The sequence below is a fragment of the Streptomyces sp. genome (assembly GCF_050698815.1).
Classification (GTDB): Bacteria; Actinomycetota; Actinomycetes; order Streptomycetales; family Streptomycetaceae; genus Streptomyces.
Window position 1 is genome coordinate 1 of record NZ_JBOHCV010000064.1, and the last position, 15,103, is coordinate 15,103.

A 15,103-nucleotide genomic window follows, 5' to 3' on the forward strand; every position below is an offset into this window, starting at 1 on the left:
TCACGAGCTTGCCTCGGAGGCGCCCCGGATGCAAGCGCGTCGGACGCGGGCGGATCCGCCCGCCAACGGCGTCACACGGTTGGCGCCGCTGGTGATGCGGGCCTCGCCCGGTGGCACCGGCCCTCGCCACGGCTTGAACTGAGGTGACATCGGTAGCAAGCTTGAAAGACTTGAACGGTCTCCGAGCGCGGAGCTGCGGTATATGAGAAGCGCAGGTGCAGTCGAACGGTTGACGTCCCGATCGTGGACGTTCATCACGAACCACGCCCAGGTGCTGCTGACGGTGGCGCGCCATCCGGACGCGACAGTGGCAGAGGTGGCGCGGGCGGCGCGGATCACCGAGCGCTCCGCCTACCGCGTGCTCGCCGATCTGCAGCGGGCCGGATACGTGCGGCGCCGGAAGGTCGGTCGCCACAACAGCTACGAGATCAACCCGACCCTTCCGCTCCGCGACCCGCCTGTTGAGGACGAGCTGGTCGGCGAGCTCATTGCGCTTGCGTGCAAGAGGTCGGTCGAGCCAGAAAGCCTGAGCGACCGACATTGAGCAATCGCCATTTTCGGTTTACTTCTCGGGCTGACTGAATGTCATGCAATTTCTGTCGCATTTCATCTTCGCCTTCCTGACAAATATGTCATGAAATCTGCGTCAGCTTTGGTACGCATTGAAAATCGGCGTTTGAGGGGAATAGAATACGCCGTACGCCATGGCGAACGCGCGTTGGCCGCTATTCCGGACGTACGAGAGGAGGGATTCTCATTAAGAAGGACAAGAAGCTAACGCTGTCAAAGGAGACACTGCGGACGCTCGACGAGCAGGATCTGTCCCTGGTCGTTGGTGGCGCCCAAAGTGGCGGGCACGTCCCGCCGAACGGCGGACCGAACACCTGTCCGAACACCAAGGGCCCGGGCAACAGCTGCACCTAGTCCGAACGTGAAGTACGGCTGGCAGTAACGCGAACGGCCAAAGCGCGCGCTGGCGCCTGTTCCCCACGATGTGAGAGGAGGAATGCATGAAGAAGGACAAGAAGCTCACGCTGTCCAAGGAGACGCTGCGGACGCTCGACGAGCAGGAACTGTCCCAGGTCGTCGGTGGCGCCCAAAGCGGCAACAACACCCCGCCGAACGGCGGACCGAACGGCTGTCCGAACACCAAGGCGCCGGGCTGCAGCTAACCCGAACACGTAGTACGGGCCGCCAGTAACCCGAACGCCTAAAGATTGCTGGCAGGAGAGTTCAACCCAAACGGACCAGGCAGCGCACATGTATGTGGGCTGCCTGGTCCACACGGGGCTGGCCGTATGACGAAGCTGGATAATGCGAGCGCCGAGAGCTGCTGGCGACCCATCTTGTCGGGTACGACGGCCGAGCAGGCTCTGCAGGCGGTCGACGCCATCGCGGAGTCCATTCCGTCGATTACGTCGCTACCTGCCGGGCGGGACCCTTCGCTCGGCAGGGGAAAGGCCGGTCTGGCCCTCCTTTACACCTGGCTAGCCCGAACCCGCCGCATGCCGCAGGCTGACGTCCTCGCATGGCAGTGTCTCGACGAGGCCATCGAGGCGGTGTCGACGCAGGCGATGAACGCTTCCCTTTATGGGGGATTCTCCGGGGTGGCGTGGGCTGCCGAGCTGATCGACCGCCTCCTCGACCCGGACGCAGAGGACCGCAACGAGGCAGTCGACGACGCCCTCCTGCGCCTCTTGTCGCGGCCTGACCACTGGCCGGCGCCATACGACCTCGTCGAGGGTCTCACTGGTTTCGGCGTGTACGCCCTGCAACGGTACCCGCGCCCCGTGGCGATCGAATGCCTCCGCCGGGTCGTAAAGCTGCTGCACGAGCACGCCCAGCACGACGAGCATGGGCTCTACTGGTGGACGCCACCCACGGAGATACACGAAGAATGGCGGAAGCGATACCCCTCAGGGCGCGCAGACCTCGGCGTCGCCCACGGCGTGGCCGGGGCGATCGCCCTTCTCGGCGGCATCTGCGGGACCGGGATCGAGCAGGCGACCGCACGCCCGCTCCTCGAGGGGGCAGTACGGTGGCTCTTGGCGCATTCAGTTGCGACCGAGAAGGGCCCGACCTTCCCCCTCTGGGTGGCGCCGGGCTTCAAGCCCTACCCAGCCCGCTGCGCGTGGTGCTACGGGGATCCGGGGATCGCAGCCGCCCTCTTGCTGGCGGCTCGAGGCGTGGGTGATGCCGACTGGGAGCAAGCGGCGGTGGCGCTGGCCTGCCGGGCGGCGGAGCGGCCGGCGTCAGAGACAGGGGTCGTCAACGGCGGCTTCTGCCACGGAGCGGCCGGGTTGGCTCACATCTACAACCGCCTGTACCAAGCCACCGGGGAACCGACGCTCGGCCGTACCGCCGTGTACTGGCTCGAGCGCACGCTCGACTTCTACCGTCTGGCCCGGGACAACGGGGACGCGTGGGTGCAAGGAAGCTGGGACCAGAAACCGTGGACGTGGACCGGCATTGAGCTGGTCGAGGGAGCCGCCGGGGTCGCCCTGGTCCTGTTGGCTGCAGCCACATCCGTCGAGCCCATCTGGGACCGGATGTTCCTCGTTTCGGCCCCGAAGCCGCTTACCACGGCACCAGCGTGACGAGAACGCCGAGACGAGCCAACGCAGGTCCACCTGGTGGCGGCCTCCTCGCTCGCGGGCGCGTTCGACCTCCTGGACGGGCTTTGGAAAACACCTGCAGAAGTAGCGATTGCTTCCCTCATCGAACACGAAAGGCGCCATTTCCGGCGCCTTTCGCAGTAGCGGGGGCACGATATGGACCCATTAGCGACCAATGCGTCGCTCTGGCATCGCTTGTGGAGTGGCCTCGTTAAGGCGCTTGTCGATTCGGGCGGCGCGCGGGAGTCACGGCGCGTCGCGAGACGCGGCGTGGTTCCGACTCAAGCGTTCCTGACGGCTTCGTCGATGGCCTTGATCGGCCCCCACGCCGCCGTCTCACCTACGGCGAGCACAGCGAAGGTGATGTCCTTCGTCGGATAGTGGCGGAGCATGCCACTGACTCCGACGTTCACCCCCTCCTTCCAGTAGCACTGCACGACGTCATCCGCGTCGGTCTCGAACTCGAAGCCGAAGCCCATCAGGTGACTCCCCGCACCGCGTGCGCTATGTCTCGCTTTGGGTGCGAGAAGCTCGGCGGTCAGAGCGGGACCGAGGAGACGCCCGTCGGTCACGGCCCGGTGGAAGCGCAGGAGGTCGCCGACGGTGACATGGGCGCCGCCGTCGGGTCCACCGACCGGAGGGTAGGAGTAGATGTTGCGACGCCACCGGACGATGCCCCCGTCCTCGTCCTCGATCACCTCGACGCCCTCGGCGACGTCCGGCTCGACGAGGTCCATTCGAAAGAACCCCGATTGATTCATCCCGGCCGGGACGAAGACCCGCTCGGAGATGTAGGAACGGTAGGTCGATCCGGTCGCCCGCTCGATCATCAGGCCGAGCAGCACGTAGCCGACGTTGCAGTAGCGGCAAGCCTCGCCGGGTGCGAAGTTTGGTGGCTTGCCGACGAACTGCGGAAGGTAGTCCGCCGTCTCTATAACCGAGTAGTTAGGCCGATCGAGGAAGAGGTCCTCGTAGCGCTCACCCGCCTCCTCGTCAGCATCGTCGGCTATGCCCGAAGTGTGGGTCAGCAGGTGGTAGGGCGTGACCGCCGGCGAGATGCCCGCTCCTTCAAGCCCCAGGTATCCCGTCACCGAGGTGTCCAACGCGAATGCACCCCGCTCGACGAGCTGCAGGGTCGCCACCGCCGTGAAGAGCTTGGTAATCGACGCCGTATCGAAACGGGTCTCGACCGTGGCCGGGATGCCCCACGTGCGGCTCGCAAAGCCGAAGGCATCCAGCAACAACTCCTGATCGCCCTGAGCGACCGCCACGGCGCCCGAGAACTCGTCGGCCGCCTCCAGCTCACGCAGCAAGGCCTCGACCGTTCGCAGCGCGCTGGCTGTAGAAGCCATGAGCGTATCCTCGCCGATTAGTCACGACGAGCCCAGCGCCTCGTGCAACGTTCGCGTCAGCTCGGGCAACACTGGCCCGTCCGCACTCCAAGGAAGCTTGGACGCCAGGCCCCTCACGCCGGAGGTCGGGGTTGGGACCGCGCACGCGCCCGAACACACCGAACCGGAAAGCGCCGAACGTCGCGGGTCCATAGCGTGCCCCCTGCGGCTGAAAATGAAAAACCCAGCGATTACCGGGGCCTTTCAGAAGGGCCAGCGCGGGGGCACGATATGGACCCATTAGCGAACTCGCGATCCCGGTCGAAATGGATGTTCCGTGGCCAAGCTGAGGGGGCGATCTCGGCCGATAAGCGGGTTCCGACGATCGCCGTGGATCGCCGACGATCATCTGGATCGATCCTGCTCGGGCGGCCGGCAGGCGACCTTTAGTGGTCTGGTTCGCAAGTTCGCGCACGTATGTGGTGTGCGAACACACGTGCCGCTCCGCCGAAAGCAGGCGCGAGTTCGGCGCCGGCGCGGACGACTGCGTTTCGTCCTTTGCGACAGTGAGCTGGCCCGTGGCGGAGACGCTCGCTCCTCGCGGGAAGGAGCAGCGCGCCCGACCGGTTGAAATCGTTCCGCTTTGCATGGAAAGCAGACATTTGCAATGTCGCGGTCAGTCCGACGGCGATGAGTCTCGCAGTGATCTCCAGTCTGGACTCACACCGATCAACCTGCGCTCGAGGAGAACGACATGACCGCTACCTACACCTTCGACGTCTTTTCCAGCCTCGACGGCTACGGCGCGGCCGGCGGCAACTGGACCGGCTACTGGGGTAAGCAAGGCCCCGAGTTGCTCGACCACCGCCTTGCCTCCTACAGCGCGGAGCAGCGGATGGTCTTCGGGGCGAACACGTATCGGGCATTCGCGCGCATGCTGGCCTCGAGCACCGAGGAGTCCGAAGTGCGTGACCCGTGGGTCACTCGGATGAGGAGCCTGCCGGCAACGGTGGTGTCGACGACGCTGGAAGGCCCCCTCGACTGGCCGGACGCGACTGTCGTGCGCGGTGACGCCGTCGACGTCGTCGCCCGGCTCAAAGAGGAGTCCGAGGTGCCGTTGCGCTCGCACGGCAGCCTGTCGATGAACCGGGCGCTGATGGCCGCCGGTCTGGTCGACCGCGTCCAGGTGACGCTCTTCCCTGTGATCACAGGTCAGACCGGACTGGACCCGGTCTTCCAGGGTGCGGCCGACTTCGACCTCGAGCTCATCGAGAGCCGGACGCTCGACGGCAACATCCAAGAACTCATCTACCGGCCCACCCTGCATGTCTGAGTCCATCCATGCACCCCACCCCCGTCTCCTCGAACGGACTGGACGGGGTGCCGGCGAGCTTCCCACGCGCCTTCACCGCAGCGAGGTCTCAGCCCGCCGGGGCAGAACCGATGCCGGGACGGCGGCACCCCGGTGGCGGACCACTTCGGCTGCCAGGGCGTTCGCGCTGCCGGCCGCCTCGACCGGTTCCTTCCCGGTGAGGCGGGCGGCCAGATACGCCGCGTTGAAGGCGTCCCCCGCGGCTGTGGTGTCCACGGCGGCCTGGACCTTCTGTGCCGCGACCCGGCGCGGGGACGAGCCGTCCCACACGACGCATCCCCTGGCACCGTCCTTCACCACGACGTCGGGGATACCGAGCGCGGCCAGCCGTACGGCGCTGTCGGCCGGTGTGTCGTCGGCGAAGAGCGCGCACTCGTCGTCGAAGGTCGGCAGCGCGATCGACGCCAGCTGCCATGCCGTCTGCACCGCGGCGCGTGCGCTGCCCGGCTCCGGCCATCCCGCCGGACGGTAGTTGCTGTCGAACGCCACGGTCCCGCCGCGCCGGCGGACCTGCCGCAGCAGGTCCCACACTCGCTCACGCGCCGCCGGGGTGAGGATCTGCAAGGTGATCGCCGAGAGGTAGACCACGTCGTAGCCGTCGGCCAGGGAGCTCGCCGCTTCCGGATGGCCGGGACCGAAGAGGCGACGGGCGGGCGACTCCGACCGGTAGTAGGTGAAGGTGCGCTCCCCGTCGGGATCGGTGTGCACCAGGTACAGCCCCGGTCGTGCGCCGGGCACCCGCCGGACCAGTCCGGTGCCGATCCCCTCCTGCCGCATCGCGGCCAGGATGCGGTCGCTGTACCGGTCGTCGCCGACCAGGGTGAGGTAGTCGACCTGGACGCTGTCCGGGTCGGTGACCCGGGCGAGGTAGAGCGCCGTGTTGAAGGTGTCGCCCGCACAGCCGAGATGCAGCGTCTCGCTGTCCCGGTGCGTGAGTTCCACCATGCACTCGCCGATCGCCAGAACACGGATCGGTGACCTGAACACGGCCGCTTCCTGGTGCCGTTCGGATTCGATCACGGTCGTCGCCCTCCCACGGCGGTTCAGAGGATCCGTCGGAGTGTGCCGGTGACGCCGTGCGCGGCGAGCAGGCGAAGGTCCTCCCCGAGCAGCGCACGGAAGGAGGGATCTTCCCGGAGCTCCTCGCCGAACACGTCGGTCGCGCGCAGTACCGCGTCGAGCCGGGATACGAGCCCGGAGCCGGACCCCTCCGCCCCGTCCGGCCCCGCCGCCGCCCGCAGGCGCTCGGCGAGCGGGTCCTGCACCGGCAGCGTACGGCCGTCGTCGGACGTGCCGACCACGGTGTAGCGCAGCCATGCGGCGACCGCGAGTACGGCCCATTCCGGGGTACGCCCGGCCTCGAGCTGTTCCCGTACGGTGCCCAGCAGCCGGATCGGCACCTTCTGCGAGCCGTCGGCGGCCACCTGTGCGGTCCGGTGCCGCAGCGCCGGATTGGCGAAGCGCCGCAGTACCGTGGCCGCGTAGTCGTCGAGGTTCACACCTCCCGGCGCCGTCAGGACGGGAATGACGTCGACGGCCAGCAGACGGCGAGCGGCCTCCGCCAGAAGCGGGTCGGCCACCGCCCCCGCGATGGAGTCGTGCCCGGCCAGGCCGCCGAGGTAGGCCAGAGTGGAGTGAGAGGCGTTGAGCATCCGCAGTTTGGCCTGCTCGTAGGGGGCGACGTCGTCGGTGAAGGTCACACCGGCCGATTCCCAGTCGGGACGCCCCGCGGGGAAGTCGTCGCTCACGACCCATTGGGAGAACGGCTCGGCCACCACCGCGGCCCGGTCCTCCGCACCGAGTGCCGCGGCGACCTCGGCGAGGTCGGCGTCGGTGGTGGCGGGGACGATCCGGTCCACCACGGAGGAGGGGAAGCCGACCGCGCTGTCCAGGTACTCCAGCAGGGGGCGGGAGTGCGCCGCGGGCAGCAGATCGCAGCAGTCCTCCAGCAGTGCGCGGAGCATCTTCCCGGAGGCCGGGATGTTGTCGCAGGAGGCCAGCGCGAGGGGGGCGCCCCCCGCGGCGAGACGTCGCTGCAGTCCCCGCAGCAGCAGGCCGGGGAGGGTGCGCGGAGGACGACTGTTCGCCGCGCCGCCGGCCCAGGCCGCGGCATCCTCCACGTCGGCGCGTACCTCGTCGTCGATCCGCAACCGCCGCCCGGCGCCGGTCCGGTAGCCCTTCTCCGTCACGGTGACGGTGACGATCCGGGTGGACGGTGCGGCTATCGCGTCCAGCACCAGGCCCGGCTCGCTGGGCAGGTGCGCGGCGGCACGCAGCGACCCGACGACGCGGGGACGTGCGGCGTCGCGGTCCCGCTCCAGCACCGTGTAGAGGCAGTCCTGCCGGCGCAGTTCCTCCACCACGGCGCTGGAGCGGAGGTTGACGCCGAGGATTCCCCAACTCGTGTCGCCGGAGGCGGCCATGGCGGCCTCGGTGTACACGGCCTGGTGCGCGCGGTGGAAGGCCCCCAGCCCGATGTGGACGATCCCGGTGGAGGAGCCTCGGCCGCCCGCCATCGGCCGGACGCCCGGCGCCAGCGCTCCGGCAGAGCCGGCGTCGAGCCGGGGCCGGGTCGGCCGGAGTACGGCTGCGCCGTCCGGTGTCGGGGTCACTGCTGTCCGCTCCTTCGATGTTCCGGTGCCGTCGTCCGTGGGACGGGCGCGACCGGAGTCGGCCGCGCCGTTGTCGTTCTCAATCACCAGTCGTGCATGGTGCCGTCGCGGAGACGGTTCACCGGGAGGCTCCTGGGCTGGTACGGGTACCGGGCCGCCGCTTCCTCGTCGATGTCCACGCCCAGACCGGGGGCCTCCCCGGGGTGCATGTACCCGTCGGCGAAGGTGTAGTTGGTCTTGAACACCTCACTGGCCGGTTCGAGATGCCCCATGTATTCCTGGATGCCGAAGTTCGGCACGGTCAGATCGAGCTGCAGCGCCGACGCGAAGGAGACCGGGGACAGGTCGCCGGCGCCGTGCGAGCCGGTCCGCACGCCGTACAGCGCTGCCAGGTCGAAGACCCGCCTCAGGTGGGTGATGCCGCCGGTGTGCGAGACGGAGGTGCGGATGTAGTCGATCAACCGGTTGGTGATCAGGTGCTGGCAGTCAAAGATGGAGCTGAAGACCTCGCCGACCGCGAGGGGGGTCGTGGTGTGCTGCCTGATCAGCCGGAACGAATCCTGGTCCTCGGCCGGGGTGGGGTCCTCGATCCAGAACATGCGGTACGGCTCAAGGGAGCGTCCCAACTGGGCCGCCTCCAGGGGGGAGAGGCGGTGGTGCACGTCGTGCAGCAGCTGGAAGCCGAAGCCGAACTGCTCCCGTACGGCGCTCATCAGCTTCGGGGCGAAGTCGAGGTAGGCGCTGGTGTCCCACACGTTCTCGGTGGGCAGGGCGGCGTCCGCGGGTTCGTACGTCTTGCCGGTGTCGCTGCCGTGCAGCCCGTACGTGCTCTCCAGCCCCGGCACCGCGGCCTGCACCCGCACCGCGCGGTACCCCTGGTCCAGGAACCGCTGTACGTCCTCGAGCAGTTCGTCGATGGTCTGGCCGTTGGCGTGACCGTAGATGGTCACGCCCTCCCTCGCCTGCCCGCCGAGCAGCTTGTAGACGGGCATACCGGCGGCCTTGCCGGCGATGTCCCACAGCGCGCAGTCCACCGCGGCGATCGCGGTCATGGTCACCGGGCCACGGCGCCAGTAGGCGCCCCGGTACAGGTACTGCCAGGTGTCCCCTATCCGGCTGGCGTCCCGGCCGATCAGCATCGGGCAAAGATGGTCGCGCAGATACGAGACGACGGACAGCTCACGCCCGTTGAGGGTGGCGTCCCCCAGGCCCGTGATCCCGTCCTCGGTGGTGATCTTCAACGTGACGTAGTTGCGCCCGGGACAGGTGACGATGACGTCAGCGGAAACGATCTTCATGCGGTCCTCTTCTCCCTCGCCGTGGCGGGGTTCTGTCGTGGGTCGGGGCCGGTCACGCCGGCTCGCCGCCGGACGCGCCGTCCAGGTCGCGGCAATCGACGGGAACCGGCCGTCCGGTGCGCGCGGACTCGTAGACGGCACAGATCACAGCGAGGGTCCGGGTGGCCTCGGCGACCGTCACCAGCGGCGGCCGTCCCTCCTCGATCGCGTCGAGGAAGTCGCGGTACTGGTGGATGTGGGCATCGGACAGAGCGGAGGGATCCGCACCCGCCGCCGGAGCCGGCTCCTGCTCATCCGGCAGAACCTGCCCGGCCTGGTTGTTGTCGCCTTTGGCGCCGTACGCCGGACCGTCCGTGCCGGCACCGTCGGGGGCCGCGTGGAAGTACGCCAGGCGATCGTCGTCGACGACGGCGGAGCCCCGGTCACCGTGGACCTGGAGCCGGGCGGTCAGCCCGGGGTACGCCGCGGTGGTGCCGTGGATGACGCCCAGCGCGCCGCCGGCGAACCGGATCGTCGCGACGGTGGTGTCCTCCACCTCGATGTCACTGTGCGCCAGGCAGTCCGCCCAGGCGAACACCTCGACCGGCTCCCCGAGCATCCACACCAGCAGGTCGACGGTGTGTATGCCCTGGTTCATCAGGGCGCCGCCGCCGTCCAGCGCCCACGTGCCGCGCCAGTTGCCGGAGTCGTAGTAGCTCTGGCTGCGCCACCACGAGAGGCCGGCGACACCGGAGGTGATCCGGCCGAACCGGCCACTGTGGACCGCCTCGTGAACGACCTTGCTGGCGGGGTCGAAGCGGTGCTGGCTGACCACGGTGACCGTGCGCCCCGTCCGGCGTTCGGCCGCCGCGACGCGCTGCGCCGCTTCGACGGTCACGTCCAGCGGCTTCTCCACGATGACGTGCTTGCCGGCCTCGAGCGCGCTGACGGCGAGGTCGGCGTGCTGACCGCTGGGCGTGCAGATCGCCACCGCGTCGATGTCGTCCCGCTTCAGTGCCTCGGGCACCGAGGTAGTGAACTCGGCACCGTGCAGCTCCGCGAGCTCGCGAGCACTGTCGGATATCTCGTCCACGGCGAGCGCGAGTTCGGCGCGCGGTGCGAACGCCGCGATCGAGGCGGCGTGCACCCGGCCGATGACGCCGCAGCCGATGACTGCCATGCGCATAGTGATTGTCCCTCTCCGGATCAGCGGTACTGGACGCCCTCGTCGGCCAGCTGGCCGACAAGCGCACGGTGGGCGACGGCGAACAGTTCGGCGCCGCTGAAACCGCCCATGGAGCCTTGCGAGGCGAGGTGCGGTTCGAGGGAGAAGAAGCCGTCGAAGCCGTCCTGGAGCAACGCCCGCAGGGTCTCCCGGGCCTCACCGTCGCCCTCGCCGGTGGGAACGACCCCACCCGTCTCCGCGAGCGCGTCCTTGATCTGGATGTACTCCACGTGGGGCCGGAGCATCGCGTAGCCGTCGGTGTACGGCCGGACGCCGCACTGGACGAAGTTCGCGGCGTCCCAGGCGAGCCGAAGCTGCGGGGAGCCGACGGATTCCACGATGTCCAGGCACCGGGCGGGGGTGTCCCCGTAGATGTGCTTCTCGTTCTCGTGGAGCAGCACCACGTCGTGACCGCGGGCGCGTTCGGCCAGCGCCGCCATCCGGCGCAGCACCTCGTCCCGGTGCACGGCGGGGTCGTCGTCCTTGGGAAGGAAGAAGGAGAAGATGCGGATGTAGGGAGCCTGGAGCACGGACGCGACGTGCAGCGCCCGGTCGAACCGGCGCAGATGCTCGTCGAAGTCGTCGTGGACGGTGATCTTGCCGATCGGCGAACCGACCGCCGACACGCGCAGCTCATGGCGGGTGAGGGTCTGGCGAACCGTTTCGAGCTGCTCGTCGCTCAGGTCGAGCACGTTGGTGTTCCAGGCGCTGCGGAACTCGATGTGGCCGATACCCAGCTTCTCCAGCACCTGGCACTGTTCTTCCAGGTCGGGAGATATCTCATCGGCGAAACCGGACAGGGTCCACATGGTGCGTTGCTCCTTGAGAAAGTAGGTGGGGGACGCGGGTATTCCGGCGTGTCAGCCTTTGACGCCGCCGGAGGTGAGTCCGCCGACGAGGTAGCGCTGGAAGATGAGGTAGAGGGCGACGACGGGGATGGCGCACACGACCGACGCGCCCATCAGCTGGCCGTACAGCGGGATCGCGCCGCCCTCGACGCTCGCACCGAAGACCTGCAGCTCCACGGCCGCGGTACGGGTCTCCGGGCGGGTGAGGACCGTCGCGAACAGGACGTCGTTCCACCCGAGCAGGAACGAGAACACCAGCGCGACCACCATGCCCGGCCAGGAGAGCGGCACGATGATGCGGCGCAGTGCCCCGAACCGGGTGAGTCCGTCGACGAGACCGGCCTCCTCCAGGGACTGCGGGATCTTCCGCAGGTAGGTCACCATGACCCAGGTCGCCAGCGGCAGCGCGAACGTGAGGTACGTGACCACGAGCGCCCACTTCGAGCCGACGATGGTCACGCTCAGGTAGCTGCCCACGGAGGAGAACACCACGAACAGCGGCAGGATGAGCAGGGCGTGGGGCAGCGACTGCAGCAGCACCAGGCCGGACAGGAAGGACCGGCGGCCGATGAAGGTGAACCGGGTCAGGCAGTAAGCGGCCCCGACCGCCACCACGGTCGCGATGACCGAGGCCGACAGGGCCACCAGCAGACTGTTGCTCAGGCCGGTCGCAAGCGCCACCGTTCCCCAGATGTCGATGTAGTTGCGCAGCTCGAACTGCGTCGGCCACAGCGTGCCGGCCGCCACCTCACTGTCGGGGCTGACCGACATCAGCACCATGTACAGCACCGGGATCATGGCGAACAAGGCGAGGCCGATGATCACCCCCATCTGCACGCCACGGGGAAGGACCGCCTGCGGGTCCCTCGGTCGCCAGGTCATGCGTCCTCCTCTCCGGGGCGCCCGTCCAGACGGACGCTGCGCAGATAGACCACTGCGGGAATGGCCAGGACGGCCAGTGAGGCGATCGCCATCGCCGCGCCCAGACCGAAACGGAACACGTGGAACGACGTCTCGAAGATGTTCACGGGAAGGACGTTCACCGCCTCCGGCGCCGGGCTTCCGAACAGTACGAAGGGCAGTGTGAAGTTGTTGAAGTGGTGCAGCGTGGACAGCAGCAGGCCCAGGGTGAGCGGGCCGCGGACCTGTGGCAGGACGACGTACCAGATCTTCTGCCACCAGCGGATGCCGTCCACGTCGGCGGCCTCGTACAGCTCGTTGGGGACCGTCTGCAGACCGGCGAGCGTCATCAGATAGATGAACGCCCACGACGCCCACACGTCGACCAGCACGAGGGTCCAGAAACTCATGTCGCCGATGAGCCAGGTGGTGTTCCCACCCAGGCCCAGGTCGCCCAGCACGTTGTTGACCGCTCCGGAGGGCTGCAGAACCATCCGCCACATCGTCGCGGTGACGAAAGTGGGGATCACGTACGGCACCAGGAAGACCGACCGTGCCAGCCCGCGGCCACGGAACCGGGCGTTCAGGGACAGTGCTGCCATGAGGCCGATCGGGGCGGCGAGCGCGGTGGTCAGCAGGGAGAAGGCCACGCTGATCCACAGCGAGTGGGCCAGCGTCGACTTGCTGATCGCTTCGACGTAGTTGGCCATGCCCACCCATGGGGCGTCCAGCCACTGCCGCAGCGAGTACTGGTCCAGCTCCAGAAAGCTGATCCAGGCCGCGAACCCGAGCGGCACGAGGACGATGAGGGTGAGCAGAACGACGGCCGGGGTCATCAGCCACAGCGGCCTGCGTTCGCGCGGCCGCCGTGGCCGCCGTGGCCGCCCCACCCGGCGCGGAGCGACGGGTGTCAGGGCGGCGGCTTTTCTCCGCACACGCTCCGGTGCTTCTGGCAACGCACCCACGTCAGCGCTTCTGACGGTCGATGGAGGACTGCGTGGTCTTGTCAGCCTTGGCGAGCAGCTTCTTCACCGCGGCGGGGTCGTAGTTGCCACGCGAGAGCGACGGAAGTGACTGGGTCACGACATTCTGTATGCCGAGCTGGACGTCGGCCCAGGCGCCGGTGAACGGAGTGGGGACCGCTGCGTCCTCCGCCTTCACGAACGCGGCCACCTGCGGATCGTTCTTCGCCAGTGCCTGCGCCGCCCCCTTGTCGGTGGGCAGGTCGCCGAACGTCTTGGCGTAGCTCGTCTGCTCCTTCGCGCTGGTGGTCAGCTTGATGTACTCCAGGGCGAGGTCCTTGTTCTTGGAGTACTTCGCGACAGCGACGGCGTCACCGGAGACAATGGTGCCCGCCGGGACGCCGCCGGCCGGGCGGGACTTCTCACCCTCCGGGACCAGGGGCATCGGCGCGAAGGCGTAGTCGTCCTTCACCTTGGACTTCTCCAGCGACGGAACCGCGCCCGGGGTGACCATGCCCAGCATGGCGGCCTTGCCGCCGCTGAAGGCGGAGAGCGCCTGCGGCGCCTTCCATCCGGTGGACTTCGGGTCGACCACCTTGTGCTTGGCGGTGAGGTCGAAGAGCGAGCCGACCGCCGCCCTGGCCTCAGGGCTGTCCAGCTGAGCCTTCTTCAGGTCTTCGCTGACCAGCCGGCCGCCGCTCTGCAGGGTGGAGGCCCAGATGTACTTCCACGGGTTGAAACCGTCGGAGTAGTCGACGGCCGCGCCGTACGTCCCTTCCTTGGGCTTGTTCAGCTTCTTGGCGTAGGAGACGTACTCGTCCCATGTCTTCGGCGGGGCCTTGATGCCGGCCTCCTTGAACATGGCCTTGTTGTAGACCATCCCGTAGGGCCGCATCGCCGTGGGGACGCCGATCTCGTGCTTCTTGTCCGGGCCTGACATGGCCAGCGACTGCGGGATGAACCGCTCGCGGCCCCCCACCTTCTTCCAGTCCTCCGGGGTGAACTCGTGGAAGGCCTTGGTGGAGTGGGCGACGGGGGTGAACGTCGTACCGAGCGAGTACACGTCGGGGCCGGTGCCGCTCACCACGGAGGTCTGGATCTTCTGCTGCTCCTGCTCGGGGCTGGAGAAGGTCTCGAACGTGATGTCTGCCCCGGTCTTGGCCTTGAACTTCTTCTTGGTGTCCGCCATCCAGGCCCGCAGTTCCTTGGAGTACTCGGGTTTGGCGCCCACCAGCACGTGCAGCTTCTTGCCCCCGCCGCTCTCGGCGTCGCCTCCACCGCCGCAAGCGGTGAGGCCTGTTGCGGCAACCACCACTGCCATACCGGCGGCCAGGTCACGACTGCGTCGTCGCATCACTATCTCCTTTACTGGCCGACCGCCTGCGGCTGATCGGCCCATCCCGAATGGGCCTCCGCTCGTCACCACGAAGCGGCTCCACGGCATCTAGTCACACCGGCCACCGTGATGGCAATAGTCTGCAACTGGTTGCCAAAAATTGCCGCGACGGGTAGAAACGACCGGGACAGCGGCCGAGGGGAGACAGAGGGTGGGCCAGACCAGTCCGGAGAGCGACGAGACTCCGACAGACCCGGAACGGAACGAGAGTCCGCCGGAGGGTAAGGAGACCCCGGAGCAGAACGGGGCTCAGACACCGACGCCGACTCCGCCTGAGCGTCGGCAGCGGGCAACGACCATCCACGACGTGGCACAGGAGGCCGGTGTCGCCGCGTCGACCGTGTCGCGGACCTTCACCAACCCGCAGCGGGTGAACGAACGTACCCGCGAGCATGTGCTGGCCGTCGCCGACCGGCTGGGTTACCGTCCCCACTCCTCGACACGGACACCGCAGCCTGGAGGTGTGGGCACGGTCGCACTGCTCGTGCCCGACATCACCAACCCGGTCTTCTTCGGCATCATCCGGGGAGCGGAACGCCAGGCGAGCGCAGCCGGCTACACGCTC

The 15,103-nt window shown here is 68.1% G+C and carries 15 protein-coding genes; 6 read left to right on the forward strand and 9 right to left on the reverse strand.

The window, feature by feature from the left end; translation table 11 throughout:
* The first annotated feature begins 271 nt into the window (after positions 1-271).
* The 4 genes from ACRDP3_RS02675 to ACRDP3_RS02690 all read left to right on the forward strand — a co-directional run bounded on the left by ACRDP3_RS02675 (position 272) and on the right by ACRDP3_RS02690 (position 2,597).
* Positions 272-544 (forward strand): helix-turn-helix transcriptional regulator, encoded by a 273-nt coding sequence (locus ACRDP3_RS02675; RefSeq protein WP_431515168.1) that lies wholly within the window; start codon positions 272-274, stop codon positions 542-544.
* A 212-nt stretch (positions 545-756) separates the two neighbouring features.
* On the forward strand, positions 757-924 hold the full coding sequence (locus ACRDP3_RS02680; protein ID WP_431515182.1) for a class I lanthipeptide: 168 nt from the start codon (positions 757-759) through the stop codon (positions 922-924).
* 86 nt (positions 925-1,010) lie between these two features.
* A complete protein-coding gene (locus ACRDP3_RS02685) occupies positions 1,011-1,172 on the forward strand; it encodes a class I lanthipeptide (protein WP_431515169.1) in 162 nt (53 codons plus the stop codon).
* Between the two features lie 126 nt (positions 1,173-1,298).
* Complete coding sequence (locus ACRDP3_RS02690; protein ID WP_431515170.1) at positions 1,299-2,597, forward strand: lanthionine synthetase C family protein; 1,299 nt, start codon at positions 1,299-1,301, stop codon at positions 2,595-2,597.
* Positions 2,598-2,896: 299 nt separating this feature from the next.
* Here the strand turns inward: ACRDP3_RS02690 and ACRDP3_RS02695 are convergent, their stop codons facing one another.
* Entirely contained in the window at positions 2,897-3,967 is a 1,071-nt protein-coding gene (locus ACRDP3_RS02695) for a serine hydrolase domain-containing protein (RefSeq protein ID WP_431515171.1), read from the reverse strand.
* A 733-nt stretch (positions 3,968-4,700) separates the two neighbouring features.
* On the opposite strand from ACRDP3_RS02695, the gene ACRDP3_RS02700 reads away from it, so the two are divergent.
* Entirely contained in the window at positions 4,701-5,279 is a 579-nt protein-coding gene (locus ACRDP3_RS02700) for a dihydrofolate reductase family protein (protein WP_431515172.1), read from the forward strand.
* A gap of 72 nt (positions 5,280-5,351) precedes the next feature.
* Here the strand turns inward: ACRDP3_RS02700 and ACRDP3_RS02705 are convergent, their stop codons facing one another.
* The 8 genes from ACRDP3_RS02705 to ACRDP3_RS02740 all read right to left on the reverse strand — a co-directional run bounded on the left by ACRDP3_RS02705 (position 5,352) and on the right by ACRDP3_RS02740 (position 14,496).
* Entirely contained in the window at positions 5,352-6,305 is a 954-nt protein-coding gene (locus ACRDP3_RS02705; protein ID WP_431515173.1) for a sugar kinase, read from the reverse strand.
* Between the two features lie 56 nt (positions 6,306-6,361).
* A complete protein-coding gene (locus ACRDP3_RS02710; RefSeq protein ID WP_431515174.1) occupies positions 6,362-8,017 on the reverse strand; it encodes a mannitol dehydrogenase family protein in 1,656 nt (551 codons plus the stop codon).
* A complete protein-coding gene (gene manD / locus ACRDP3_RS02715; protein ID WP_431515175.1) occupies positions 8,014-9,228 on the reverse strand; it encodes a D-mannonate dehydratase ManD in 1,215 nt (404 codons plus the stop codon). Before manD ends, ACRDP3_RS02710 begins: the two co-directional genes overlap by 4 nt.
* A gap of 52 nt (positions 9,229-9,280) precedes the next feature.
* On the reverse strand, positions 9,281-10,393 hold the full coding sequence (locus ACRDP3_RS02720) for a Gfo/Idh/MocA family protein (RefSeq protein ID WP_431515176.1): 1,113 nt from the start codon (positions 10,391-10,393) through the stop codon (positions 9,281-9,283).
* Between the two features lie 20 nt (positions 10,394-10,413).
* Positions 10,414-11,241, reverse strand: a complete 828-nt coding sequence (locus tag ACRDP3_RS02725) for a sugar phosphate isomerase/epimerase family protein (protein ID WP_431515177.1) — start codon at positions 11,239-11,241, stop codon at positions 10,414-10,416.
* Between the two features lie 51 nt (positions 11,242-11,292).
* Positions 11,293-12,162, reverse strand: coding sequence for a carbohydrate ABC transporter permease (locus tag ACRDP3_RS02730; RefSeq protein ID WP_431515178.1), 870 nt, complete (start codon positions 12,160-12,162; stop codon positions 11,293-11,295).
* Positions 12,159-13,016, reverse strand: a complete 858-nt coding sequence (locus ACRDP3_RS02735) for a carbohydrate ABC transporter permease (RefSeq protein ID WP_431515179.1) — start codon at positions 13,014-13,016, stop codon at positions 12,159-12,161. The genes ACRDP3_RS02730 and ACRDP3_RS02735 overlap by 4 nt, the downstream gene beginning before the upstream one ends.
* Before the next feature lie 130 nt (positions 13,017-13,146).
* On the reverse strand, positions 13,147-14,496 hold the full coding sequence (locus ACRDP3_RS02740) for an ABC transporter substrate-binding protein (protein ID WP_431515180.1): 1,350 nt from the start codon (positions 14,494-14,496) through the stop codon (positions 13,147-13,149).
* Positions 14,497-14,845: 349 nt separating this feature from the next.
* On the opposite strand from ACRDP3_RS02740, the gene ACRDP3_RS02745 reads away from it, so the two are divergent.
* The coding region (locus ACRDP3_RS02745) for a LacI family DNA-binding transcriptional regulator (RefSeq protein WP_431515181.1) at positions 14,846-15,103 on the forward strand (258 nt) is incomplete at its 3' end.